This is a genomic window from Nitrosospira sp. Nsp2 (genome assembly GCF_003050965.1).
Classification (GTDB): Bacteria; Pseudomonadota; Gammaproteobacteria; order Burkholderiales; family Nitrosomonadaceae; genus Nitrosospira.
Genome location: NZ_QAOU01000003.1, coordinates 126,661 through 152,037, shown reverse-complemented (window position 1 = coordinate 152,037; position 25,377 = coordinate 126,661). Strand labels below are relative to the sequence as shown.

General features: G+C 55.0%; 23 protein-coding genes and 1 riboswitch. Of the genes, 14 read left to right on the top strand and 9 right to left on the bottom strand.

What is annotated here, in order from left to right:
• Positions 1 to 308 precede the first annotated feature (308 nt).
• Positions 309 to 878 (top strand): TMEM165/GDT1 family protein, encoded by a 570-nt coding sequence (locus C8R31_RS08350; protein WP_375136129.1) that lies wholly within the window; start codon positions 309 to 311, stop codon positions 876 to 878.
• Between the two features lie 60 nt (positions 879 to 938).
• Here C8R31_RS08350 and C8R31_RS08345 read toward each other — a convergent pair whose 3' ends face one another.
• Together C8R31_RS08345 and C8R31_RS08340 are read right to left on the bottom strand one after the other, a co-directional pair.
• Entirely contained in the window at positions 939 to 1,382 is a 444-nt protein-coding gene (locus C8R31_RS08345) for a CBS domain-containing protein (RefSeq protein ID WP_107693624.1), read from the bottom strand.
• Between the two features lie 158 nt (positions 1,383 to 1,540).
• Positions 1,541 to 2,764, bottom strand: coding sequence for a class I SAM-dependent methyltransferase (locus tag C8R31_RS08340; RefSeq protein WP_107693623.1), 1,224 nt, complete (start codon positions 2,762 to 2,764; stop codon positions 1,541 to 1,543).
• A gap of 107 nt (positions 2,765 to 2,871) precedes the next feature.
• On the opposite strand from C8R31_RS08340, the gene C8R31_RS08335 reads away from it, so the two are divergent.
• Positions 2,872 to 3,612 carry a pteridine reductase gene (locus tag C8R31_RS08335; protein WP_107693622.1) on the top strand — a complete coding sequence of 247 codons (741 nt, stop codon included), beginning with the start codon at positions 2,872 to 2,874 and terminating at the stop codon, positions 3,610 to 3,612.
• A gap of 63 nt (positions 3,613 to 3,675) precedes the next feature.
• On the opposite strand, the gene gatB is transcribed toward C8R31_RS08335, so the two are convergent.
• From gatB to gatC, 3 genes are all read right to left on the bottom strand, one after another.
• Complete coding sequence (gatB, locus tag C8R31_RS08330) at positions 3,676 to 5,154, bottom strand: Asp-tRNA(Asn)/Glu-tRNA(Gln) amidotransferase subunit GatB (protein WP_107693621.1); 1,479 nt, start codon at positions 5,152 to 5,154, stop codon at positions 3,676 to 3,678.
• 93 nt (positions 5,155 to 5,247) lie between these two features.
• Complete coding sequence (gene gatA / locus C8R31_RS08325) at positions 5,248 to 6,714, bottom strand: Asp-tRNA(Asn)/Glu-tRNA(Gln) amidotransferase subunit GatA (RefSeq protein ID WP_107693620.1); 1,467 nt, start codon at positions 6,712 to 6,714, stop codon at positions 5,248 to 5,250.
• Between the two features lie 81 nt (positions 6,715 to 6,795).
• Positions 6,796 to 7,083 carry an Asp-tRNA(Asn)/Glu-tRNA(Gln) amidotransferase subunit GatC gene (gene gatC, locus C8R31_RS08320; RefSeq protein WP_107693619.1) on the bottom strand — a complete coding sequence of 96 codons (288 nt, stop codon included), beginning with the start codon at positions 7,081 to 7,083 and terminating at the stop codon, positions 6,796 to 6,798.
• Positions 7,084 to 7,208: 125 nt separating this feature from the next.
• Between gatC and C8R31_RS08315 the strand changes: the two genes are divergently transcribed.
• From C8R31_RS08315 to C8R31_RS08285, 7 genes are all read left to right on the top strand, one after another.
• Positions 7,209 to 8,267, top strand: coding sequence for a rod shape-determining protein (locus tag C8R31_RS08315; protein WP_107693618.1), 1,059 nt, complete (start codon positions 7,209 to 7,211; stop codon positions 8,265 to 8,267).
• A 67-nt stretch (positions 8,268 to 8,334) separates the two neighbouring features.
• Positions 8,335 to 9,237 (top strand): rod shape-determining protein MreC, encoded by a 903-nt coding sequence (gene mreC / locus C8R31_RS08310; RefSeq protein WP_107693617.1) that lies wholly within the window; start codon positions 8,335 to 8,337, stop codon positions 9,235 to 9,237.
• Positions 9,224 to 9,745, top strand: coding sequence for a rod shape-determining protein MreD (gene mreD / locus C8R31_RS08305; RefSeq protein ID WP_107693616.1), 522 nt, complete (start codon positions 9,224 to 9,226; stop codon positions 9,743 to 9,745). The genes mreC and mreD overlap by 14 nt, the downstream gene beginning before the upstream one ends.
• Positions 9,742 to 11,652 carry a penicillin-binding protein 2 gene (gene mrdA / locus C8R31_RS08300; RefSeq protein WP_107693615.1) on the top strand — a complete coding sequence of 637 codons (1,911 nt, stop codon included), beginning with the start codon at positions 9,742 to 9,744 and terminating at the stop codon, positions 11,650 to 11,652. Before mreD ends, mrdA begins: the two co-directional genes overlap by 4 nt.
• Positions 11,645 to 12,745 carry a rod shape-determining protein RodA gene (rodA, locus tag C8R31_RS08295; RefSeq protein ID WP_107693614.1) on the top strand — a complete coding sequence of 367 codons (1,101 nt, stop codon included), beginning with the start codon at positions 11,645 to 11,647 and terminating at the stop codon, positions 12,743 to 12,745. The genes mrdA and rodA overlap by 8 nt, the downstream gene beginning before the upstream one ends.
• Positions 12,742 to 13,857 carry a septal ring lytic transglycosylase RlpA family protein gene (locus C8R31_RS08290; protein ID WP_308811265.1) on the top strand — a complete coding sequence of 372 codons (1,116 nt, stop codon included), beginning with the start codon at positions 12,742 to 12,744 and terminating at the stop codon, positions 13,855 to 13,857. Before rodA ends, C8R31_RS08290 begins: the two co-directional genes overlap by 4 nt.
• Positions 13,858 to 14,015: 158 nt before the next feature.
• Positions 14,016 to 15,257, top strand: a complete 1,242-nt coding sequence (locus C8R31_RS08285; protein ID WP_107693613.1) for an alanine--glyoxylate aminotransferase family protein — start codon at positions 14,016 to 14,018, stop codon at positions 15,255 to 15,257.
• Positions 15,258 to 15,467: 210 nt separating this feature from the next.
• Here the strand turns inward: C8R31_RS08285 and metF are convergent, their stop codons facing one another.
• The 3 genes from metF to metK form a co-directional block, all read right to left on the bottom strand.
• The gene (metF, locus tag C8R31_RS08280) at positions 15,468 to 16,313 is read right to left on the bottom strand and encodes a methylenetetrahydrofolate reductase [NAD(P)H] (RefSeq protein WP_107693612.1); all 846 of its coding nucleotides are present in this window, start codon (positions 16,311 to 16,313) and stop codon (positions 15,468 to 15,470) included.
• Positions 16,314 to 16,383: 70 nt separating this feature from the next.
• Entirely contained in the window at positions 16,384 to 17,832 is a 1,449-nt protein-coding gene (gene ahcY, locus C8R31_RS08275; protein ID WP_107693611.1) for an adenosylhomocysteinase, read from the bottom strand.
• Positions 17,833 to 17,848: 16 nt separating this feature from the next.
• Positions 17,849 to 17,926: riboswitch (S-adenosyl-L-homocysteine riboswitch) on the bottom strand.
• A 25-nt stretch (positions 17,927 to 17,951) separates the two neighbouring features.
• Positions 17,952 to 19,160: a methionine adenosyltransferase gene (gene metK, locus C8R31_RS08270; RefSeq protein ID WP_107693610.1), complete on the bottom strand. Its 1,209-nt coding sequence runs from the start codon at positions 19,158 to 19,160 to the stop codon at positions 17,952 to 17,954.
• Between the two features lie 189 nt (positions 19,161 to 19,349).
• On the opposite strand from metK, the gene dapF reads away from it, so the two are divergent.
• The 5 genes from dapF to hslU all read left to right on the top strand — a co-directional run bounded on the left by dapF (position 19,350) and on the right by hslU (position 24,047).
• Positions 19,350 to 20,177 carry a diaminopimelate epimerase gene (dapF, locus tag C8R31_RS08265; protein WP_107693609.1) on the top strand — a complete coding sequence of 276 codons (828 nt, stop codon included), beginning with the start codon at positions 19,350 to 19,352 and terminating at the stop codon, positions 20,175 to 20,177.
• A gap of 102 nt (positions 20,178 to 20,279) precedes the next feature.
• Positions 20,280 to 21,029, top strand: a complete 750-nt coding sequence (locus tag C8R31_RS08260; RefSeq protein WP_258192635.1) for a DUF484 family protein — start codon at positions 20,280 to 20,282, stop codon at positions 21,027 to 21,029.
• Complete coding sequence (gene xerC / locus C8R31_RS08255) at positions 21,026 to 21,931, top strand: tyrosine recombinase XerC (RefSeq protein ID WP_107693608.1); 906 nt, start codon at positions 21,026 to 21,028, stop codon at positions 21,929 to 21,931. The genes C8R31_RS08260 and xerC overlap by 4 nt, the downstream gene beginning before the upstream one ends.
• Positions 21,932 to 22,053: 122 nt before the next feature.
• Positions 22,054 to 22,575 carry an ATP-dependent protease subunit HslV gene (hslV, locus tag C8R31_RS08250; protein WP_107693607.1) on the top strand — a complete coding sequence of 174 codons (522 nt, stop codon included), beginning with the start codon at positions 22,054 to 22,056 and terminating at the stop codon, positions 22,573 to 22,575.
• Positions 22,576 to 22,715: 140 nt separating this feature from the next.
• Positions 22,716 to 24,047, top strand: a complete 1,332-nt coding sequence (hslU, locus tag C8R31_RS08245; protein WP_107693606.1) for an ATP-dependent protease ATPase subunit HslU — start codon at positions 22,716 to 22,718, stop codon at positions 24,045 to 24,047.
• A gap of 139 nt (positions 24,048 to 24,186) precedes the next feature.
• On the opposite strand, the gene C8R31_RS08240 is transcribed toward hslU, so the two are convergent.
• On the bottom strand, positions 24,187 to 25,377 hold the full coding sequence (locus C8R31_RS08240) for an NAD(P)/FAD-dependent oxidoreductase (RefSeq protein ID WP_107693605.1): 1,191 nt from the start codon (positions 25,375 to 25,377) through the stop codon (positions 24,187 to 24,189).

Sequence of the window (25,377 nt, the reverse complement as noted above, 5' to 3'; positions counted from 1 at the left end):
TAGGCGTAGACCAACTTTTGTGGGAGCCGTTCATTTAGACGAAAGTCCGGCGGGGAATCCCGAAATTTTTTTCAGAAATAGCGGCAGAGGCGTTTAAACCCACTCGACTTCATTTCTATAGAGTTCGCCCACAAGGGAGTTGGAAGAGTCTACTCGCAAGGCTGTTTGAAGAATAGGGGATTGAATATGCCCATCAATATGAGCACACGTCTGGTATCAGTGCGATAACTCATGCAGATCTATCTGGCCAGCCTTCATGCACAAATCGCGCTACAATTCACGCCCCTCAGGTCTGCAACCGTCAATCTATCGTGGAAGCGTTTTTTACCTCCACCATTCTTGTCGCAATTGCTGAAATCGGTGACAAGACTCAGCTTCTGTCATTCGTGCTCGCAGCGAAACTACGGCGGCCCTATCCGATCATGGCTGGTATTTTTGTCGCTACGCTGCTCAACCATGCGTTGGCGGCCTCGGTGGGAGCATGGCTCGCCAGCATGATTCCTTCTCATTTTATTAACTGGATAGTAGGGGCGTCATTCATCGGTTGCGGCTTGTGGGCACTCAAGCCGGATACGCTTGAGGAGCATGCGCCTTTATTTGCTGCGGGAGCGTTCGTTACCACGCTCATCGCTTTCTTCCTGGCGGAAATGGGGGACAAAACTCAGCTAGCGACCGTTGCATTGGCAGCGCGTTACGATGAGTTGACGGCGGTTGTGCTCGGCACGACTCTCGGTATGATGATGGCAAACGCGCCGGCAGTCTGGGTTGGAGAGGCGCTTGCCGGTCGGATCAATATGAGAAAGACACGCTGGGGTGCGGCAGCCTTGTTCCTGCTGATGGGAGTGTGGTCGCTCGCAGGCGTGATCGAGTTCCCCTGATACACGAACATCCGACCCCTGGCCGCAAACGCAGCAATACCCGAGCCTCCGCTACGCTGCCTAACCCGGTCCGCGGACGCCGTAAATATAGCGTTCGAGTTCATGGATAATAAATTGCTGGCCTGAAATCGAATCCTTGACCAGATCGCCGATGGAAACAAGGCCGACGACGTTATTGTTTTCAAGCACGGGCAAGTGGCGTACGCGCATCTCGGTAACCAGTGCCATGCAATCCTCGGCGGTATAGTCGGGGCTGACATACGCGACCTGCGGTGTCATGAGCTCGCTGACCCGAATATCCTTCGCAAGCCTATCCAGCAAGTACGCCTTGCGCGAATAATCCCTTTCGGTGAAGATACCGGCCATTTTTCCATCCTGTAGCACCAGCAATGCGCCAATGTTTCTTGTAGCCATCAGCTGCATGGCATCATGCACCGACTTGTCGGGCTCGATGCTTGCGACTTCATGTCCCTTGCCTTCCAGTAATTGCCTAACCGTTGTCATGGCATCATTCCTCCACTTCGGATTGAAACTTGTTCGGGCATTTCTCTTAAAATCATAGCACGTCGAACGAGCAACCTGAGCGGGAGGAACTGAACCACAAGTGGACGCGAGATCTGGACTTCTCCCAATGACAGGATGGGCGGCCTGGCCGGCATTTTCTACAACATGCGGCTTTTATCGCCGCTGGCAAATCCTGTCAGAGGTGTGGAAACATTTTTGCCAAAGGCGATAACTTTGAATAATTCTCCCATTTCAGCCGGGCTCAGCAGCTTCTGGACCTGGTTTGCAAGTGGCAGATAATCCCTCGCATTCTCGGCGGGGATCTGCGCCAGAAGCTCTGTTATGCCGCAGTTGATGAGAAAATGTGCTTGACTGGTATAGCCCAGCAAATCCAGCCCCGTTTTGTGCGCAACCTCGGCAATCGCGCTGAAGTCCACATGGCTGGTGATGTCCTGCAGGCCGGGTAGATAAAACGGGTCATCATGCGCATAATGCCGGTAGTGGCACATCAGGGTCCCGCGATGACGCTGCGGGTGGTAATACTCGTTATGCCCAAAACCATAGTCAATCAGGAGAATCGCGCCCTGCTTCAGCATTCCGCTCAGGCTGAGCATGAAGTGCCGGGCGGCGAGACTTATTTCGCTGACATAGTCGCCCCCCCGGTCGCTGCCACGGTGGGGGCCGACGCCTCCCATTTCCAGATCAGCCAACGGACGTAGGATGGAAGCCGCTTGAAACAGCTCCCCTTGTATCAGTGGACGATCGCTCCACTTGAATTCGTCCGCATCTGTCTCCACCCCTCGCTCCAACAGTTGGAAGCCGCGCCACCGGACGAGATGTACCGGCATAGCGTCGAGCACTTCATTGGCAAGTATCAGTCCATTGAATTGCTCGGGCAATTGCGTCAGCCAAATCACCCTGGCCGCCAGATGCGGCGCCCGGCGTTCAAGTAAAACTTGTTGCCGCTGTTGCAGTTCCGCGCTGACTTCGAGAATGAAATAATGCCTTGGTAAACACCCAAGTTTTTCCAGCTCAAGCAATAAATCGAGCGCGAGCTTGCCAGTTCCGGCTCCGAATTCCAGAATATCACCCTTATCCTCGTTTCCGAGCACCTGCGCCGCTTGTCGTGCCACGGCTCTACCGTACAGAGAAGAGATTTCCGGTGCGGTCACAAAATCGCCTTCCTGCCCGAATTTAGCAGCGCCCCCGCTGTAATAACCCATACCCGGCGCATACGACGCCAGCCTCATGTAATGCTCAAACGAAATCCAGCCGCCAGCCCCAGCTATTTCTGCTTTGATCAACTCCTTCACCGCGCGACTATGCTCGAGGGCCGCGTGGCTCGGTGCCGGTAACGGTGGTTGAGGTGATAGTGGCTGCATGGGCTCTATGCTACTCTTTACTATCGAGCGCCTCTTTTTGGAGCTGGCGCTAGTGAAATTGAAAGTCGCGCCTGTTTCGCGAGTGTGCAAGTGTAGAGGAGATAGCAATGCAAGGGAAAGTGATACTGGTCACCGGAGGGGCGAGGCGTGTAGGCGCGGCTACCTGTCGACGCTTGCATGCGCAGGGCGCAAACGTGGTGGTCCATTATCGAGCCTCCGCGAACGATGCGCGGGCGTTGAAAAGCGAGCTTGATCAGGTCCGCCCCGGTTCGGTTGCGCTCGTGCAGGCAGACCTGCTGGACATTAATCGGCTACCCGATTTGATTGACGAAACGATGAGCCACTTCGGCAGACTGGACGTGCTTGTCAATAATGCTTCCAGCTTTTTCGCCACTCCCCTGGGGGAGATCACAGAGGACATATGGGATGATCTTATCGGCAGCAACCTTAAGGCGCCGCTGTTTCTTTCGCAAGCGGCGGCGCCCCAGCTCAGGATGCAGCAAGGCTGCATCGTGAACATTGTCGATATCCACTCTGAGTGGCCACTGAAACGATACGTGGTATATAACGCCGCCAAGGGCGGCCTCGCTTCGCTGACCCGTTCACTCGCCGTTGAGCTCGCGCCGGAAGTCAGGGTGAACGGAGTTTCTCCAGGGCCCATCCTGTGGCCTGAAGAAGGCGAGTGGATGGATGAAGCTTCGCGCCAGCATATCATCGGGCGGACACTGCTCAAACGGACTGGAGAGCCGGAGGACATCGCGAAAACCGTAGCCTTCCTGATTGCCGATGCGCCTTATATCACCGGCCAGATTATCGCGGTGGATGGGGGACGCAGCGTGAACCTTTAGATATTGGCGGGAAAGATAACCGGCCACGAACTGACGCTTCACCAAACCGCTGCCAACTCTCCTTCACTTCAGTTTGTTTCTCAGTATCTCGTTTACCTGCGTGGGATTTGCCTTTCCCTTGGCGGCCTTCATCACCTGCCCTACGAGGGCATTAAAGGCTTTCTCCTTGCCAGCCTTGAATTCTTCCACCGATTTTGCATTCGCCGCGATAACCTCGGCGATCAGGTTTTCCAGGGCGCCTGAGTCCGAGATCTGCTTCAATCCCTGCGACTCAATAATTTGATCAGCCAGGCTTTCAGCCATTTGCGCGTTTCGGCTCTTCCAGGCCGTTGCCTCGTCCCTGCGCTTGATCCACATTTGCCTGAACACTTCCTTCGCCATCTTTCCGGAAATCGTACCATCTTTGATACGTGTTAAAAGCTGGGCAAGCTCATTGGGAGACAGTGGGCAACGATCGAAGGACCTTCCCTCATCATTGAGATAGGCGGAGGTTTCGCCCATCACCCAATTTGCGCACAGTTTCGGGTCGGAAGGAAGTTTGCGGGCAACGGCTTCAAAATACTCTGCGATATCGCGGTCAGCGGTTAGCGTCGCGGAATCATATGAAGAAAGTCCATAGTCGCGCTCCAGTCGGCTTCGCATCTGGGATGGTAATTCCGGCGACGCGCTTCGCACTTCCGAAATCCAGTTCTCAGAGATTTCGAGCGGCAGCAAATCCGGATCGGGAAAATAACGGTAATCCTGCGCGTCCTCCTTGCTGCGCATGGCTCGGGTTTCATCTTTATCCGGATCGTAGAGCCGGGTTTGCTGCTGAATGATTCCACCTTCCTCGATGATCTCGATCTGGCGTCTCGCTTCGTGATCTATGGCCTTCTCAAGAAAGCGGAACGAGTTGAGATTTTTTATTTCACAGCGGGTGCCAAGCTTGTTGGATCCGCGGGGCCGCACCGACACATTGGCGTCGCAGCGGAACGAGCCTTCCTGCATATTACCGTCGCAGATGCCGATCCAGCGTACCAGCGAATGCAAGATTTTGGCATAAGCCACTGCTTCTGCGCTGCTGCGCATATCAGGTTCGGAAACGATCTCGAGCAACGGGGTTCCGGCACGATTCAAGTCGATGCCGGTCATGCCGTGAAAATCCTCGTGCAACGACTTTCCCGCATCTTCCTCCAGATGCGCCCTAACGAGGCGGACCGTCTTCTCCGTTTCGGCGACCTGGAACGTGACAGTGCCGCCCTCGACCACTGGCAGCTCATATTGGCTGATCTGATACCCTTTGGGCAGATCCGGATAGAAGTAATTTTTCCGCGCAAAGATTGACGGGGAGTTGATTTTTGCCCCTACCGCCAACCCGAACCTGATTGCGCGCTCGACTGCGCCGCGATTCAAGACAGGCAGGACCCCCGGCAACGCAAGATCCACGGCGCAGGCTTCCGCGTTCGGCGCGACGCCAAACGCTGTGGATGCGCCTGAGAATATTTTAGATTGGGTCGAGAGTTGCGCGTGAACTTCAAGACCGATCACGGTTTCCCATTGCATTAAGAGGACCTCATTTAATTACGAACGCGTATCTGAACTGTCACGAAGCAAATCCACCCGGCAAACCGCTTCTCCTTAACTGACGACTAAAAGTTAGTCGATATTGCCGGGTTCAGCCGGCATACGCGTGTGCCAGTCCGTGGCCAGCTGGTATCGGTGCGCCACATTCAACATCTGCGCTTCGGAAAAATAATTTCCCACGATGTGCAACCCGACCGGCCTGTTTTTATTGCCAAAGCCTACAGGAATCGACATCCCAGGCAAGCCGGCTAGGTTGACAGCGATGGTATAGGCATCGGACAAATACATTTGCACCGGGTCGTTGCTTTTCTCGCCCAGATTAAAAGCAACGGTGGGAGAAGTGGGCCCCATTATGATGTCGCACTGCTTGAACGCCTCCGCAAAATCCTGCGCGATCAGTCGGCGCAGTTTTTGCGCCTGAATATAGTAGGCGTCGTAATACCCGTGCGATAGAACGTAAGTACCGATCAGGATTCGTCGCTTTACCTCCGCGCCGAAACCATGAGCGCGGCTTTTGCGGTACATGTCGTTGAGGTCGTCGTATTCTGGCGCCCGATATCCATACCGCACGCCGTCAAAGCGCGAAAGATTGCTCGACGCTTCTGCCGGAGCGAGCACATAGTAAACAGGAACGGACAGGCTCGTATTGGGCAGCGATACTTCAACCGTTTTTGCTCCAAGCTTACGATACTCAGCGAGGCTTGCCTCCACCGCGCGGGCCACATCATCGCTTATCTCATCAACAAAATATTCTTTCGGGAGGCCGATACGTAAACCATCCAAGGGCTTTTGCAAATCGCGCGTGTAATCTTCCGGCTCGCGCTGGAGGCTGGTCGAATCGCGGGGATCAAACCCCGTCATGACATTCAGCATCAATGCCAAATCTTCGGCTGACTTTGCCATGGGTCCGGCTTGATCCAGACTGGAAGCGAAAGCGATCATTCCGTAGCGCGACGCCAGCCCGTAGGTGGGTTTAAGTCCGGAGATGCCACATAGAGCCGCGGGCTGGCGGATGGAGCCACCAGTATCCGTACCGGTTGCGGCCGGAGCCAGGCGGGCAGCGACCGCACAAGCGGAACCGCCCGAGCTGCCGCCCGGCACCGCCGCGATATCCCATGGATTCTTTACTGGTCCGTAAAAGGAGGTCTCGTTGCTTGACCCCATGGCGAACTCATCCATATTGGTCTTGCCGATGTTAACGGCACCGGCCGCATTGAAACGCTCGATCACCCCGGCGTCGTAGGGCGAAACGAAGTTCGACAGCATCCTTGACCCACAGGTGGTGAGCCACCCCTTCGTACAGAAAATATCCTTTTGGGCAATCGGCACGCCGGTCAGAGGCTTTGCCCCGCCGGATGCGATCAGCCTGTCAGCCGCACGTGCCTGGGCAAGGCTAGTCTCTTCAGAAAGAGTAATGAAGGCGTTGTAGTGCGAATTCAGCGCTTGGGCTCGCTTGAAAAACTCAGCGGTCAACTCAACGCTGGAAATTTTTTTTGCGGCGAGCAGCGCGGACAGTTGGCTGAGGCTGGCGTTCAACATAGGTTTTTCGCAGAATGACGCAAATCCTGAAAGATCACGGATGAAAGGTGGAGGGAGGGGGGATGCAGGTCCAAGCAGGTGTTATTCGATCACTTTCGGCACCAGGTAAAGCCCAGCTTGGACCTGAGGCGCGATCGATTGGAACAACTCGCGCTGATCGGTCTCGGTCACCACATCCGGGCGCAGGCGCTGTGTCACATCCTGTGCGTGCGCCATGGGTGCGATTGCGGTCGCATCCACCGCCTGCATCTGCTGGATGAGACTGAAAATACCCGATAATTGCCCGAGGACGGTAGCAGCTTCTTCCTCGCCAATTTCAATACGGGCCAAGCTGGCGACCCGTTTCACATCATCCAGAGAAAGTGACATTGACTCGTTGAATCCCTTTATAACCCTTATATTCAAATAGCTAATAGAGTATCATAGCCCGCCTGAGGGACGCATTCTTTTCACGCGCTTTTTACCATCGTCGTCTGCACCGGATTCCGTAAATCATGCTTAATTTCATCAACAATAATGTACTGAGAGGTTATTTTTCGACTGACATGGCGATAGATCTGGGAACGGCCAATACCCTGATTTACGTTCGCGGTCAGGGCATCGTGCTGAACGAACCCTCAGTGGTGGCGATACGTCAGGATGGCGGACCCAATGGCAAAAAGATAATTCAGCAAGTCGGGCTGGCGGCCAAGCAAATGCTGGGACGCACCCCGGGTAACATTACCGCTATTCGCCCCATGAAGGATGGCGTCATTGCCGACTTCACGGTTACTGAACAGATGCTGAAACACTTCATCAAGAAAGTGAATCCGCCCCGGCTATTTTCCGCCAATCCCCGCATCGTTATTTGCGTTCCCTATGGCTCTACTCAAGTCGAGCGCCGCGCTATTCGCGAAGCGGCGTACGGCGCCGGAGCGCGCAAGGTGGAATTGATCGAGGAACCGATGGCGGCAGCCATCGGGGCAAATCTGCCGGTCGAGGAAGCAACAGGATCGATGGTGGTCGATATAGGTGGCGGCACGACAGAAGTGGGCGTGATTTCGTTGGGCGGTATCGTATATTCCAATTCAGTGCGAGTTGGCGGCGACAAGTTCGACGAGGCAATTATTAATTATATCCGTCGCAATTATGGGATGTTGATCGGCGAGGTGACCGCCGAATTAATCAAGAAGGAGATCGGGTCAGCGTTTCCGGGTTCGGAAGTAAGGGAAATGGAAGTTAAAGGACGCAACCTGGCGGAAGGAATACCGCGCAGCTTTACGATTTCGAGCAACGAAATACTGGAGGCGCTGACCGACCCCCTCAATAGTATCGTCAGCGCGGTTAAATCTGCCTTGGAGCATACCCTGCCCGAACTCGGTGCGGACATTGCCGAAAAGGGAATGGTGCTAACCGGTGGCGGCGCCTTGCTGCGCGATATCGACCGTTTACTCATGGAAGAGACCGGATTGTCCGTCATAATTGCGGAAGATCCGCTCACCTGCGTAGTGCGAGGATCTGGAATTGCGCTGGAAAACATGGATCAGCTGGTCGGCATATTCGCCAGCGATTAGACGGGATACTCGGGTTGGCGCCTGACCGGACAAGGCTTGACTTGGAAACCGCGAAACCTGGAACGTGATGGAAACGGCCCCGCAGTTTTTCCGGCACGGCCCCAGTCTCCTGGCCCGTCTGGTCTTTTTCGTAATGCTGTCATTGATCCTGATGGCCGTGGACACCCGGTTTAAGTATGTAGCCGAAGTCCGCCAGGTTTTATCTGCGGTGATCTATCCCCTTCAGAAGCTCGCTAATATTCCCGTCGCGGTTTATGACAACATAAGCGAATTCTTTGTCGGGCACCAACTGGCCGGGGAGAACGCGGAACTCCGTCAACAGAAACTCTTCGACCAGGAGCAACTCCAGCGATTGCAAGCGCTTGAAGCCGAAAACGTGCATTTGCGCAAGCTTCTGGATGCCGCGCAGCGAGTCCAAGGCAAGGCAGTCATGGCTGAAATCCTGCACATTCCACGCGACCCCTTTAACCGCAAGGTCATGCTTGACAAGGGCAGCCAAAGCGGAATTCAGCCGGGGCAGGTCGTGGTGGACGATGCCGGAGTAGTGGGACAGGTTACCCGCAACTATCCGTGGGTATCCGAAGTGACGCTTATTACGGATAAGGACCATTCGGTGCCGGTCCAGGTCGTGCGCAATGGCTTGCGCTCAGTCGTATCAGGGACCGGAAAGGATGCAACGCTCGAGCTGCGTTATATGGCGGGCAACACCGATATTCAGGAGGGCGATTCACTAATAACCTCGGGAATAGACGGGGTCTATCCGCCCGGGCTACCCGTTGCGGTGGTTTCGAAGATAGAGCGGAATCCCACTTATGTCTTTGCCCGGGTTACCTGCATACCCGTTGCCGGCGTCGCAAACAACCGCCAGCTGCTGATCCTGTCCATGCTGCCGCCGGCTCCCGAGATCCCCGCGGAGGCGATCGAAATGAAGCCCAATAACAAGAAACGGGAAAAAGTTGGCATTCGCTAATCACCCTAAACAGGAAATCCTTCTGCCGGTAAAAGGTTCCGTCATTGTAGTCAGCTTGACGCTGGCGCTAGTGCTGAATCTGCTGCCGCTGAAAGGCCTGGCGATGGCGTTATGGCCGGATTTCGTAGCCATGGCGATACTCTACTGGTGTATCAACCAACCGCAGCGTGCCGGTATCAGCATGGCCTTCGTCATGGGTCTTCTAACGGATATCGGCAACGCCAGCACATTTGGCCAGCACGCCCTCGCATATAGCGTAATGGCATTTGTCGCGTTGGCGTTCCACCGGCGTTTCAGCATTTTCGGCGTCTGGAAGCAGGCGCCACAGATAGGATTGATTTTACTTGCAGGTCAATTCATCATGCTTCTAACCGGACTTCTGGATGGGTCCCAGTTTCCAGGTCGCGATTTCTTTCTTCCCAGCATTACCGGAACGCTGTTGTGGCCATTCTTCTCCTCGTTATTGAGAATGCCGCAGAAGCCCAGGCCTGATAACGATGTACGATGAGCCGCACGGTAGAGCTTCGTAATCATCCGCGCGAGTTGCAACGTTTTCAGTTGCGGCTCGCCGTCAGCGCAGGGTTCGTGCTGTTGCTGTTCCTCGTGTTGTTCGCGCGCTTCTTCTATCTCCAGGTATCTCAACGTGAGCACTACCACACATTGGCGGAAGCCAACCGTATCTCTATCGCGCCAATCGTACCGAACCGGGGATTGATATTCGACCGCAATGGCGAAGTGCTTGCGCATAACTATTCCGCTTACACACTTGAGATTGTTCCGAGCAAGGTGGCCAACCTTGAGGATCTCATTAACGAGTTGTCCACCGTGGTCGAGATCGCCGCGCGTGACCGTAAGCGGTTCAAGAAACTGATGGACGAGAGCAAGAGATTCGAGAGCCTTCCCATCCGTACACGCCTGACGGACGTTGAAGTTGCGCGCTTTGCCGCGAATCGTTATCGTTTTCCTGGGGTTGAAATCAAGGCACGTTTATTCCGTCAATATCCCAAGGGGGAAATGGCGTCGCACGTCATAGGGTATATTGGTCGTATCAATGACAAGGATCTGGAGCAACTGGAGGCCAACAACGGGCTGGCCAATTATCGCGGTTCGCAATACATGGGCAAGATCGGTATCGAGCAGAGTTATGAAAATGAGCTGCACGGTATCACCGGCTTCGAGGAAATGGAAACCGACGCCGCCGGAAGAGTGATCCGGGTGATCTCCCGCACACCTCCGATTTCTGGCAATAACCTCACGCTATCACTCGATTCCAAATTGCAGGAGGTGGCGGAAAGGGCATTTGGCGACCGGCGCGGAGCACTGGTTGCGATTGAGCCCGAAACTGGCGACGTGCTCGCCTTCGTCAGCAAACCCGGTTTCGACCCCAATCTCTTTGTCGATGGCATTGACTCGGAAAATTGGGATCTGCTGAACAATTCCATCGACCGGCCGCTTAATAACCGTGCATTGCGCGGGTTGTACCCGCCGGGTTCCACATTCAAGCCGTTCATGGCGCTGGCTGGCCTGGAGCTCAAGAAACGCGCAACTCAACATTCCATTGATGATCCCGGTTACTTCAGTCTGCCGGGCAGCACGCACCGCTTCCGGGACTGGAAAGCTGGGGGCCACGGCGTCGTGGATCTCCACAAGTCTCTGGTCGTATCCTGTGACACGTATTACTACGCGCTTGCCAATGACCTCGGCATCGACAATATCTACAACTTCATTGGCCAGTTCGGGCTGGGAAAGAAAACCGGAATCGATATCGATGGCGAAGTGAGCGGCCTGTTACCGTCCCAGGAATGGAAAATGAAGCGGTACAAGCAGAAGTGGTACGCGGGCGATACGATCTCCGTGGGCATAGGTCAAGGCTACAATTTGACTACGCCCCTGCAACTGGCTTTCGCGACCGCGGTCCTGGCCGGCAAAGGGACCGCGTTCCGGCCGCATCTGGTAAAGAATGTCCTGGGCAACAACAATGAAGTACTGCGCGAGATCGCTACACATCCGCTATACACGCTGGACCTCAGTCCCGGTAATTTGCAGGCGGTGCAAAACGCGCTCGTGGACGTAACCCGGCCGGGAGGCACTGCCGCGCTTGCCGGCGCTGGCGCCGGCTATACTTTTGCCGGAAAAACCGGTACTTCGCAAGTGGTGGGCATCAAGCAGGGCGAAAAATATGTGGAAAGCAAGGTACAGGACCGCCATCGCGACCACGCGCTGTTCATTACCTACGCCCCGGCTGAAAATCCAAAAATTGCCCTGTCGGTGCTCGTTGAAAATGGCGGGCATGGCGGCGCCGCCGCTGCGCCGATCGCAAGGGTAGTAATGGACTACTATCTGCTCGGCAAGCTGCCTGAAGCGGAGGCAGCAAAACCCGTCGCCCAGACTGATGAGGAGGGCGAGCATGACTAAACCCCTGCGGCTCTGGCACTACCTCACGCGTTACGTTGACGGGGTTCTGTTGAGCGGTATCCTGTTGCTCATGCTGACCGGTCTTTTCACTTTGTACAGCGCCACAGACGCGAACCTTAACCGGGTCACCAATCAGGCGGTTAATATGCTGGTAGCGCTTAGCATTATGTGGCTGGTGGCAAACATTCCGCTCCAGCATATCATGCGCATCGCGTTGCCCATTTACATGACGGGGCTCCTGCTGCTGCTGGGCGTTGCGCTGTTCGGCGAGATCAACAACGGCGCGAGGCGCTGGCTAAACATTGGCGTAACGCGCATACAGCCTTCGGAACTGATGAAAATAGCGGTGCCGCTGATGATGGCGTGGTATTTTGACAAGCATGAAGCCACGTTGCGACTGAGAGACTATGCGGTCGCAACGTTGCTCCTGTTGCTGCCGGTCGTAATGATCTTGCGTCAGCCCGATTTGGGCACCGCGTTGTTGATTGCTTCGAGTGGTTTTTTTGTCTTGTTTCTCACCGGGCTTTCCTGGCGCATCATGGCCGGGTTGGCGGTTGCGGGACTGGGTAGCCTACCGGTGCTGTGGTCGATGATGCACGATTATCAACGCCGTCGTGTCATGACCCTGCTTGACCCTACGCAGGATGCGCTTGGGGCTGGCTACCACAGCATTCAATCCACCATCGCCATCGGTTCGGGAGGCGCGCTGGGCAAGGGCTGGCAGCAGGGAACCCAAACCCATCTTGACTTCCTTCCAGAGAAAAGCACCGATTTCATCTTTGCAGTATTTTCCGAGGAATTCGGTCTCGTCGGTAATTCACTGCTATTGCTCTTGTACCTCGCGGTGATTGCCCGCGGCATGGTTATTGCGGCCAATGCCTCAACTCAGTTTACCCGTTTGATTGCTGGATCGATCACGCTCACGTTTGCGACCTATATTTTCGTGAACATCGGCATGGTGATCGGTATTCTGCCGGTGGTGGGAGTCCCTTTGCCGCTGATCAGCTACGGCGGCACCTCGATGGTGACAATGCTGCTGGGATTTGGTATTTTGATGAGCATACAAATGCATCCGAAACTGGTGAAGACGTGAACGACATCAATCCGGGATCAAATTTGTGGTCGGCTAGCGTGACCTCGTCCACGCGGATTATCGCGGGCACCCTCATTATTTTCTTGGCTGGCTGCGGCAGCGTCCTGAAACGGGACGTGCCGGGGAAAGGCACTTCCGCCAGCGGCGCCATCTCAAGCGCGGCAAAACGGGGCGGTTATTATCTGGACGACGGCCCGGGCCATAACCCACCGCCCGACCTGGCCTCGATCCCGGATGCTACCCCCCGCGATGAGCCGTTGCGCCCTGCTAACATGAGGCCATATGTCGCTTTAGGGAAATGGTATACGCCTAGAACGATCCTCGAGCCATACCGGGAGAAAGGAATCGCGTCCTGGTATGGCCGCCGCTACCACGGACTGAAGACGGCGTCCGGAGAACTATACGACATGTATGGGATGACTGCTGCGCATCCCACTTTGCCGATACCCAGCTATGCGCTCGTCACCAATATACGCAACGGTCGATCGGTGGTAGTGCGCGTCAACGATCGCGGGCCCTTTCTCTCGGAACGGCTTATTGACCTCTCGTACACAGCCGCGTACAAACTCGACGTACTGGGTGGCGGAAGTGCCTGGGTGGAAGTGGAAACCATCCTACCAGGCGCAACAACCGCTATGCAGGTTGCCGCGGCGCAAGCTTCTGCTCGAGGTTCGGGTTCCACCGGGAAGCCCGCGCGCACCTCAAATGCCGAACGCTCACCTTCTCATACAGTCACGGCGGTCGGGGAAAAAGGAAACTTGTCGTCGGCCGCCGAGCAACAGAAGGAAGAGGACGGACCTGACTTGTTCGAAATCACTGACCCACCGGCGCAATACGGCACGACCGTTTCCGGTTCCGGGGAAGGACCCGCCACAACAGACGCAGGGGGAATTTACCTGCAACTGGGCGCATTCAGCGCCTACGATAATGCCGATAATTTTTTGGCGCGCATGCGCGCCGAGCTCCCCACGGTCAATGCGCTGGGCATCATTGCCAAAGATGGCTTGTTCAAGGTTCATGCCGGACCTTATCCGGATCAAACCATGGCCAGGCAGGCAGCCGATAAAATCGCGCAGAGCTTATCCATCCGACCGTTATTGCTGACGCGATAAATCCCCGACGCAGCGATTCACTTTCACACATGGGTTTAGCCCTTGAGGTCGAAGTGACGACGATCAGCTCGACTTCCCTGATAGCCAAATCGCATCACCCTTGATAAAATCGCCGCTTCCATCGATTAAAACTCAGCCCATCATACTCAGGATCAACCATGACCCAACATTTCGGCCCCGCCAAAAAGATCAGCACATTTTATCCTCCGCAACGTACTCTGATGGGTCCCGGGCCGTCGGACACGCATCCACGCGTCTTGTCCGCCATGGCGCGTCCAACGCTCGGCCATCTCGACCCGGTGTTCACGGATATGATGGAAGAACTGAAGAGCCTGCTGCGGTACGCCTTTCAAACGTCCAATCTGCTGACTTTCCCGGTCTCGGGCCCCGGCTCGGTGGGGATGGAAATGTGTTTCGTCAACATGGTCAGCCCCGGTGACAAGGTGATCGTGTGTCGCAACGGGGTATTTGGCGGGCGCATGATCGAGAATGTGCAGCGTTGCGGGGGTACGGCAGTGGTGGTGGAGGATAAGTGGGGAGCGCCAGTTGACCCACAGAAGGTGGAGGACGCGTTGAAGCAGAACCCTGACGCGAAGGTAGTTGCTTTTGTACATGCCGAGACGTCCACCGGGGCTCTGTCCGATGCGAAAACCCTTTGCGAAATCGCGCATCGCCACAACTGCCTCACCATCGTCGATACCGTTACGTCATTGGGTGGGTCTCCGCTCAAGGTTGATGAATGGAAGATCGATGCAATTTACTCCGGTAGCCAGAAATGTCTTTCCTGCCCTCCCGGGTTGTCGCCTATCAGCTTCTCCGAGCGCGTGGTGGAACTGGTCAAGAATCGCAAGGGAAAAGTGCAGAGCTGGTTCATGGACATCAACCTGCTGCTCGGGTATTGGGGCACAACCCGCACGTATCACCATACCGCGCCTACAAACGCGCTCTACGCATTGCACGAAGCGCTGGTGATGCTGTACGAGGAAGGATTGGAACACTCCTGGGCACGGCATCAACGCAACCACCTCGCGCTGAAGGCAGGGTTGGAAACGCTGGGAATGCAATATCTGGTCGAAGAAAAAGCCCGCTTGCCACAGCTCAACTCGGTCAATGTGCCTGAAGGCATTGACGAGAAAGAGGTGCGCCGCAGACTGCTGGCCGATTATAGCCTCGAAATCGGTGCCGGATTGGGCGACTTGGCAGGCAAGATCTGGCGCTTCGGCCTGATGGGTTATTCCAGCAGAATGGAAAATGTCATGCTGTGCCTGGGTGCGCTGGAAACAGTGTTCTCCGATATGGGCATGAAGGTCGAGCATGGGGCGGCGGAATCAGCGGCGCATCACACCTATGCCGCCAATCCGTTGCCGGTGGAGAGCAAAGGGTCGGCCAAAGCAGCCTGATCCCGACCGGACGGGGGGAGGAGCGCTCAACGCCGCGCTCCTCGGTTCTACGCTTTCCGCGAATGCTGCCAGAGGAAAAAGGGGAACAACGAATTTTGCGCTCCACCATTTCCCTGGTGAACCAAAGTAACGAGCCTCGCCGCTGAGGTAGGATGGCGGACGTGGGTGAAAACGTCAATAAGTGAAAGCCTGATCCCCTTACGGGTCTAACTACAGACCCAGCCGTTGCCAGATTGTGCTGGTCAAGCCTGCTGAGTTCAACGTATAAAAATGCAGACCGGGTGCACCCCCGCTTAGCAGTCGGTCGCAGACGTCAGTTACGATATCCAATCCGAATGCGCGTATTGATGCGCTATCATCGGCGTAGCCTTCCAGTCTTTTCCTGATCCATCGCGGTATTTCGGCCCCGCAGGCGTCGGAAAACCTGGCCAGTTGAGAGAATTTATTGATCGGCATGATGCCGGGCACGATGGGAATATTGATGCCCATCGCCTCGCATGCCTCAACGAAGCTGAAGTAAGCGTCCGCATTATAAAAATATTGTGTAATAGCGGAATCCGCCCCAGCCTCAACCTTCTGCTTGAAGTGGCGTAAGTCTTCCTGGGCTGAATCAGCCTGTGGATGGTATTCCGGATAGGCCGCCACTTCGATATGAAACGTGTCGCCGAACTCCGCGCGGATAAAGTCGACCAGCTCACGCGCATAAAGGAATTCTCCGCCTTGGGCCATGCCCGACGGTAAATCGCCTCGCAGGGCCACGATATGGCGGACGCCGCGGTCCCGATATTGTCGCAACATGCTGCGTATATTGTCGCTGGTTGCGCCGATGCAGGAAAGATGAGGCGCCACGGTATAACCCTCCGCCTGGATTTCCAGCACCGTCTCGAGGGTACGGTCGCGCGTCGATCCGCCTGCGCCAAAGGTGACCGAAAAGAATTTAGGGTTGAGCTGTGCCAACTGCCTGCGCGTCGCGCGCAGCTTTTCGATTCCCTCCGCTGTTTGCGGCGGGAAAAATTCGAAACTGAAAGTGGGGGCGAATTTTTTCTGTGATTCCATCTCTGCCAATTACAAAAAGGCGCGCAGCGGACTGGCATATGGCCGTCCGCTGCGCGCCCATCGCATGCAATTAGTACCGGTACATTCCCGGCTTGTATGGTCCGTTCTTATCCAGGTTCAGGTAACTCGCCTGCTCCTCGGTCAACTCGGTGAGTTTAACGCCCAGCTTCCCGATATGAAGCCTTGCCACTTTTTCATCCAGGTGCTTGGGCAGCACGTAGACGCTCTTCTGGTAGCTTGGGCCATTTTGCCAAAGCTCCATTTGTGCCAGTACCTGATTCGTGAACGAAGTCGACATGACAAATGATGGGTGCCCGGTGCCGCAGCCCAGATTTACCAGCCGTCCCTTCGCCAGCACGATAATGCGCCTCCCTGTGGGGAAAATGACGTGGTCCACCTGCGGCTTGATATTCTCCCACTGGTACTTCTGCACCGAAGCGATGTCTATTTCGGAATCGAAATGGCCGATGTTGCAAACAATGGCCTGGTCCTTCATTCTCAGCATGTGATCATGAGTAATGACACGCAAGTTGCCGGTGGCGGTCACGAAAATATCCACCTGATCGCATACTTCGTCCATCGTAACAACCCGGTATCCCTCCATTGCCGCCTGCAGCGCGCAAATGGGGTCGATTTCGGTAATCCATACAGTCGCGCCCAGACCCCGCAATGATTGAGCGCAGCCCTTGCCCACATCTCCATAGCCGCAGACGAGCGCGATCTTCCCGGCAATCATGACGTCGGTTGCGCGTTTGATTCCGTCAACCAGTGACTCGCGGCAACCGTAAAGATTGTCGAATTTGGACTTGGTCACCGAATCGTTGACATTGAACGCGGGAAACGGCAGCTCGCCTTTTTTCTGCATCTCGTACAGGCGATGCACGCCGGTAGTTGTTTCCTCGGTCACGCCGCGGATATTGGCGCGTCTGCTGGAATACCAGCCGGGACTAGTGCTCAACCGCTTCCGAATCGCGGCAAACAGAGCGTGTTCTTCCTCGTTAGTGGGGTTGGCAATGACGGAGGGATCTGTTTCGGCTCTGCTTCCTAAAATGATCAACAGCGTCGCGTCACCCCCATCATCCAGAATCATGTTGGGCGCACTATCTTCATCGGACCACTCGAAAATGCGGTGGGTAAATTCCCAGTAATCATCCAGCGACTCGCCCTTATATGCGAATACCGGAATGTTTGCTGCCGCGATAGCAGCCGCGGCATGGTCCTGTGTGGAGAAGATATTGCATGATGCCCAGCGCACTTGCGCGCCCAGTTTGATCAGTGTTTCAATCAACACTGCGGTCTGGATAGTCATGTGCAGGGAACCGGCAATTAACGCGCCGGCCAAGGGCTTGGCGGCGCCGTATTCCTCCCTCAATGCCATCAAACCGGGCATTTCGGTTTCGGCAATGGCGATTTCCTTACGTCCCCATTCTGCAAGGGACATGTCGGCGACTCTATAATCGGTAAATTTATTATCCGCGGGGATGGAAGTGGACGCGGAGGGGCTGAGCACAGCGTTCATAAAATTTTCTCCAGAAAATTAACGAGCGCCGTTGTTGCGATCCTTCCCCGCCGAGCCTCGCGGGACGGTGCCCGTTGCAGCGCTCCTCGGCGCGGGAAGGGATTAAAGCTGAGGTAAAACTATACATGAAGACTTGTCATTGCGTCTGCGGCCTCCTCCGCGGGTTCTATTCCGGCATCGGCGCGCAATTGCGCAGCTTTATCCGTTGCCTCCCACGAAAATTCCGGCTCGTCCCGGCCAAAATGCCCATACGCGGCGGTTTTTTGATAAATGGGGCGCAGCAAGTCAAGGCTGTGAATAATACCGCGCGGACGCAGATCAAAATGCTGCTCGATCAGCGTGACGATTTTGTCGTCCGGAATTTTTCCGGTTCCAAACGTATCGACCATCAACGAAACCGGACGCGCAACACCAATGGCATAGGCCATCTGAACTTCGCATTTGCTGGCAATACCGGCAGCAACGATATTTTTTGCCACGTAACGCCCGGCATAAGCGGCAGAACGATCAACCTTGGATGGGTCTTTGCCTGAAAAAGCGCCGCCGCCATGATGCGCGGTACCACCATAGCTGTCCACGATGATCTTTCGGCCTGTCAGACCGCAGTCGCCCATAGGACCACCCACTACAAAGCGGCCAGTGGGATTGATGAGGTAACGCGTTTCGGCGGTCAGTAAGTTTTTTGGAAGTACCGGTTTGATAAGTTCCTCAATGACCGCCTCGCTTATCTGACCGTGGGAAATGTCCGGATGATGCTGGGTCGACACCACGACGGTTTCGATCCGTTGAGCCTTGCCGTTGCGGTAGCGCACCGATACTTGCGACTTCGCGTCCGGGCGCAGCCATGGCAGGCGCCCATCCTTTCTCAGTTCGGCCTGCCGCTCCATCAGGCGATGGGCATAATAAATTGGCATGGGCATCAATTGCGGGGTTTCGTCGCAGGCATAGCCGAACATGAGCCCCTGGTCGCCCGCTCCCTGGTCCATTTCCTCTTCTTTCGTACGGTTGACTCCCTGGGCGATATCGGGGGACTGTTTATTGAAAGCAGTCAGCACTGCACAGGTTCGGTAGTCAAAACCGATGTCGGAACTGTCGTATCCGATACGCTTGACGGCTGCCCGCGCGACCTGCATATAGTCGACATTTGCCTCAGTGGTAATTTCCCCGGACATCACGATCAAGCCGGTGCTGCATAGGGTCTCGCAGGCGACCCGGGCATTGGGATCCTGAGCCAGGATTGCATCCAGAATGGAGTCGGAGATCTGATCGGCCACTTTGTCAGGATGACCTTCGGATACGGATTCGGAGGTAAAAAGATAATCGCTCATGTCGCCCAGCCCGCTTATAGTCGTAAAAGGCCTGTAGAATACCAAATTACTCGGTTATTAAGAAGACGAATAACAATATTGAGGCCGTTCCGGTGGCTGGGGAACGTCTATGTGGGGCGTGGGAACTGCGGACTTGTTCCAAGGCGTTCTGCCCCCACCCGTGTGCGCCGCTCCTGCTGCTGGTACATTATGAAATTAAGGTTCACTAAAATGCATGGCCTGGGCAATGATTTCATTGTCATCGACGCCGTGAATCAGGCGGTTGCTCTCCGCCGGGAACAACTGCGCCTTCTGGCCGACCGCCATTTTGGTATTGGCTGTGATCAAATCCTCTTGATAGAGACCGCGGAGGGCGACGCAGATTTTCGTTATCGTATTTTTAATGCGGATGGCGGAGAAGTGGAGCAGTGCGGAAATGGCGCGCGCTGCTTCGTTCGTTATGTGCACGATTATGCGATGACAGCAAAACGGGAAATCCGCGTTGAAACGCTTGCCGGGCTCATTATTCCCAAACTGGAGCGTAATGGCGAAGTGACGGTAAACATGGGGGCGCCGAAGTTCGAACCATCTGATATTCCGTTCATTGCCGAAAAGCGGGCACTGACTTACCCGCTGGATATCGAAGGCAGGCAGGTGGAGATCAGCGCTTTATCCATGGGCAACCCACACGCCGTACAGGTGGTGCCGGACATCGATCAGGCTCCCGTGTTGACCGAAGGCGTACTGATCGAGGGTCATGTCCGCTTTCCCCAACGGGTGAATGCAGGATATTTTCAGGTACTGGGCAGGCATCATATCCGCTTGCGGGTATATGAGCGGGGCACTGGCGAAACACTCTCCTGTGGCACCGGCGCCTGTGCCGCAGTAGTGACAGGTATCCAGCGAGGGATGCTAGAGTCACCGGTAAAAGTCAGCTTTGGCAGTGGCGATTTGGGCATATGCTGGGAAGGCGAAAATCGTCCCGTCTGGATGAGCGGCCCTGCAGTAGCGGTATTTGACGGAGAGATTGATTTATAGAAGCTTGAACGGTTTGAACAAATCCTCGCAGGTTGAGTTGCTGGTAAAATCGACCATTACCGCTAGCGGCTTAAGTCCGATTTGTCTTAAAAGCCAAAAACCGTGGCTGCATGGATTTCCACCGCAACCAGACCACAGGACTTCGTCGGGATACTTAATATCAATGCTATGAATCTCAGTTCGGAAGATGTAGCCCACTACCTGCGCACTCATCCCGAGTTCTTCGAGGACTTTGCGGAAATGTTGGCAGAGATTCAGTTTCCTGATCCTCACGGCGGCAGGGCCATTCCGATCAGCGAGCGGCAAATTGCCGCACTTCGGGAAAAAAATGGCGTTTTACAGGAGAAGTTGGCGGAATTGATCAGATTCGGCGAAGAGAATGACGCTATCGCCGAGAAAATGCACCGGTTGGCAGTTTCGCTGCTTAAATTCCACCGCTTGAGTGATCTGCTGCATGGTTTAAACTATAATTTGCGCGAGAGTTTCGCCGTGCCCCACACGGTGCTGCGATTGTGGAACATGCCCAGCCACGATCCCGTTCTGCAGGAACTCACTCCCACCAGTACCGATATTCATATCCTGGCAGAAAGCCTGCTGCATCCGTATTGCGGTTCCCACATCTTGGACGAGATTCGTACCTGGTTTGGTGAGGATAACCCTCGTCTGCGCTCTTTTGCCATGGTGGCCCTGCGAACGCAGCAGACCATTGGTCTGCTGGTGATGGGAAGCGAAGATCCGCAGCGGTTTTATCCTGAAATGGGAACAGTTTATCTAATGCGGCTGAGCGAACTTGTCAGCGCTTCGTTAGGACACCAGGGCGACGACGACGAAATCCGAAGCCAGTCAGTATGACACTCGAAAACAGCCGGGAACTTGCGTCAGCCTATCTCTCCCATCTGGCAACCGAACGACGCCTGTCCCCGCTGACCTGTAATAGCTATGCACGGGATATTGCTGTGCTGGTAAGACTTTCGCAGAGCACGTCGCTCGATCAGCTCCAAATTCATCATATCCGCCGGTTCGCAGCCCAACTACATGGGAACGGGTTTTCGGGCAGGAGCCTAGCCAGAATGCTATCGGCATGGCGGGGCTTTTACAGGTATCTGACGCGCGACCACGGCTTTGGGTCCAATCCGTGCACCGGCGTCCGGGCGCCGAAGTCGCCGAAACCTCTGCCGCATACCCTTTCGCCCGACGAGGCCGCGAAACTCCTCGAGTTCTCTAACGGCGATGACTCCATGGCGCTGCGGGACAAAGCAATGTTCGAGCTGTGCTATTCCTCGGGGTTGCGGCTGGCTGAACTTGCCAGCATGAAACCCGAGGATTTGAGCTTAGCCGACGGTACCGCGCGCGTCACCGGAAAAGGCAAAAAGACCCGGATAGTGCCAGTCGGCAGCAAGGCTCTCCAGGCTGTGCGGGAATGGTTACAGCAGCGCGAAGGCTTGATAAGGGCCGGCGCATCCGCGTTGTTCCTGTCTCGATACGGAAAAAACATCAGCCGGCGCTCGATTGCTCAGCGGCTGAAAGATCAGGCTGTGCGGCAGGGAATAAATACTAACGTTCATCCTCATGTTTTGCGGCACTCGTTCGCGTCGCACCTGTTGCAATCGAGCGGCGATTTGCGGGCAGTACAGGAAATGCTTGGACATGCCAGTATCAGTACCACTCAAGTTTACACCCATCTTGATTTCCAGCATTTGTCCCGGATCTATGACGCAGCCCATCCGCGCGCCAGGAAAAAGGAGAAGAGTTGAGCGACGAGCCGGCCTCAGCCTGAAGAGAAGCCCGCCCGATCATACAATTTGCAGGTTTTCAGGTAATTCAGCGTTATAATCGCCGCTCCGATTGTAACGCGCAAAATCAACGCCACAACATCATGACAACCATTCTTTCCGTGCGACGCGGAAGTCAAGTCGCACTTGGCGGCGACGGGCAGGTAACGCTGGGAGCCGTGGTAGCCAAGGCAAGTGCTCGCAAGGTACGCAGGCTGTACCACGAGAAAATTCTCGCCGGGTTCGCTGGTGGAACCGCGGACGCTTTTACCTTGTTTGAGCGTTTTGAAGGCAAACTCGAAAAACATCAGGGACATCTCATGCGCTCGGCGGTAGAACTGGCGAAGGATTGGCGAACGGACCGAATTCTGCGTCGCCTGGAAGCGATGCTGGTAGTAGCCGACCCGGGTGTTACGCTGATAATTACCGGGTCGGGTGATGTGATTGAACCAGAGTTCGGCCTTGCGGCCATCGGCAGTGGTGGCTCCTACGCTCATTCGGCAGCGCGTGCACTTCTGGAAAACACCAGTCTGCCGGCGCTAGATGTCGTCCAGAAGTCGCTGATGATCGCAGGCGACTTGTGCATCTACACCAATCAGAACCTCGTTATCGAGGTTCTGGAGTGATTCCAGCTGGCGTCACTCCAGAATAAAGTAGAACACGCTCATGCACGGTGTGGTCAAGCCGGACTCGCGTGTTATACAGTCCTTACTGCCGTCGCGCTTGCAGTTTTTTAGCAGCTCCCATTTAACAAGACCTTAATGCCATGTCTCAGTTGACCCCGCGGGAAATAGTCCACGAGTTGGATAAGCATATCATTGGACAAGAAGCAGCCAAGCGCTCCGTAGCCATCGCGCTCCGGAATCGCTGGCGCAGACAGCAGGTTATGGACCCGCTAAGGCAGGAAATTACTCCCAAGAATATTTTAATGATCGGACCTACCGGGGTCGGCAAGACGGAAATCGCGCGGCGTCTGGCCAAGCTCGCCGATGCGCCCTTCATCAAGGTCGAAGCAACCAAATTTACCGAAGTGGGATACGTCGGACGGGATGTGGACTCTATCATACGGGATCTCGTCGAATCGGCAATAAAGCAATCGCGCGAGCGGGAAACGCAAAAATTGCGTGCTCGTGCTGAAGACCACGCTGAAGAGCGCATTCTCGATGTGCTACTGCCGCCAGCGAGAGAGATGGGCGCCCCGCTCGAAGTGAGTGATGGGGAGAGCACTACCCGGCAGAAGTTCCGTAAGAAATTACGGGAGGGTGAGCTGAACGATAAGGAAATAGAAATCGAGGTGGCTTCACCACATACTCACATGGAAATTTTTGCTCCTCCCGGCATGGAAGAATTAACCACGCAAATCCAGGGCATGTTCCAAAATCTGGGGGGGGAGAGAAAAAAGACACGGAAACTGAGGATTCGTGAGGCGATGAAACTCATCACCGATGAAGAAGCGTCCAAACTCGTTAATGATGAAGAATTGAAGCTTCTCGCTGTGCAAAATGTTGAGCAGAATGGGATTGTATTTCTTGATGAGATCGACAAAATAACCAGCCGCTCGGAAACTTCCGGAGCGGATGTTTCGCGTCAAGGGGTGCAGCGGGACTTGCTTCCGCTCGTGGAAGGCACCACAGTTTCAACCAAATATGGGATGATTAAGACCGATCACATCCTGTTTATCGCCAGCGGAGCATTTCATCTCGCCAAGCCTTCCGATTTGATTCCCGAATTGCAGGGTCGGTTTCCCATTCGTGTCGAACTCACGAGCCTCAGCGCAGACGATTTTGTCCAAATCCTGACCAATACGGACGCTTGTCTCACACGCCAATATGAGGCACTCCTGGAAACGGAAGGAACCAAGCTGGAATTTACACCTGGAGCGGTACGCCGTTTAGCGGAGATTGCCTTTGCGGTCAACGAAAAAACTGAGAATATTGGCGCGAGGCGTTTGTACACGGCGATGGAGAAGCTTTTGGAAGAAGTTTCTTTTGATGCCGAAAAACACATCGGTACTACGGTGGTCATCGACGCTGAATATGTAAATACTCGCCTCGACAGCTTATCTCAAAGCGAGGATCTGGCTCGCTATGTGCTGTAACGGAACAATATTCTGTTGTTCTGCCCCGAGTAGTCACACCTGCATGTGACGTCCGCCGCCATTCTGACTTAGACGCTGCCGGCGACCCCGATTCGGCTGAACGCCCGTTATATGGCGTCGACAGGGATTGGGAATTGAACTATGCAAATTGGCCCGCAGCGTGGCCCGATGCCCAGGCCCACTGAAAATTGAATCCACCCAGGTGCCCGGTTACGTCCACCACCTCACCAATAAAGAACAGCCCGAGTACTTTTATCGCCTCCATGGTTCTGGATGAGAGTTCACGGGTATCGACCCCGCCAAGCGTTACTTCTGCCTTTCTATATCCTGCGGTGCCTTCCGGAGTGACTTGCCAGTCATGCAATTGCCCGGCGATCCGCTTCAAGCTCTTGTCATCGTAGCGATTAATCGGCTCGTCCTGTACTCCGGTAAATGCATCGATCCAGGCCTTGGCAAAACGCCGAGGCAAATGTTGCGTTAACACGTTGGATAAAAGCGCTGGGCAGTGCCTGTGGTCGAACAACCAGGTTTTTGCGTCAACATCGGGCAACAAGTTGATATGGATGGGGAGTCCCTGCCGCCAGTAGCTGGAAATCTGCAATATTGCCGGACCGCTCATACCGCGGTGCGTAATTAACAAGTTTTCCCGGAAACGGCCGCCGTTACAACTTATCTCGGCGTCAAGGGCAATTCCAGCGAGGTTTGAAAGCTGGGTGAGCTGTTCTCCCGAAAAAATCAGAGGCACCAGGCCCGCCCGCAGCGGCATGACGTTGATCCCGAATTGCTCTGCGATGCGATAGCCAAAAGAACTTGAGCCGATTTGGGGAATGGAAAGGCCGCCAGTCGCGATCACCAGTGAATCGGTCGTCAAGTCGCCAATGTCTGTTTCGAGCATGAAACCGGGGGTGCCAGCGCTGGGTCGGGTTACATTCGTAACTCGACACGGCATTTGCCATTGCACTCCCGCCTCGTTGCACTCATGCCGAAGCAACTCAATGATTTGCTGGGAACTGTCGTCGCAAAATAATTGCCCGAGCTTCTTTTCGTGATAGCGAATGTTATGCTTATCTACGAGCGCAATAAAATGCTCGGGGGTGAAGCGTGCCAGTGCCGAGCGGCAGAAATGCGGATTGTGTGAAAGAAAATTTCCTGGTGCTGCATAGCGATTGGTAAAATTACACCGACCCCCACCAGAGATACGAATTTTTTCCGCAAGCCTGGTCGCATGGTCCAGTAATAACACCGAGCGACCCCGCTTTCCCGCTTCAATCGCGCACATCATTCCCGCCGCGCCCGCGCCTATCACTACCACGTCTTTTTTCAAGGGCAT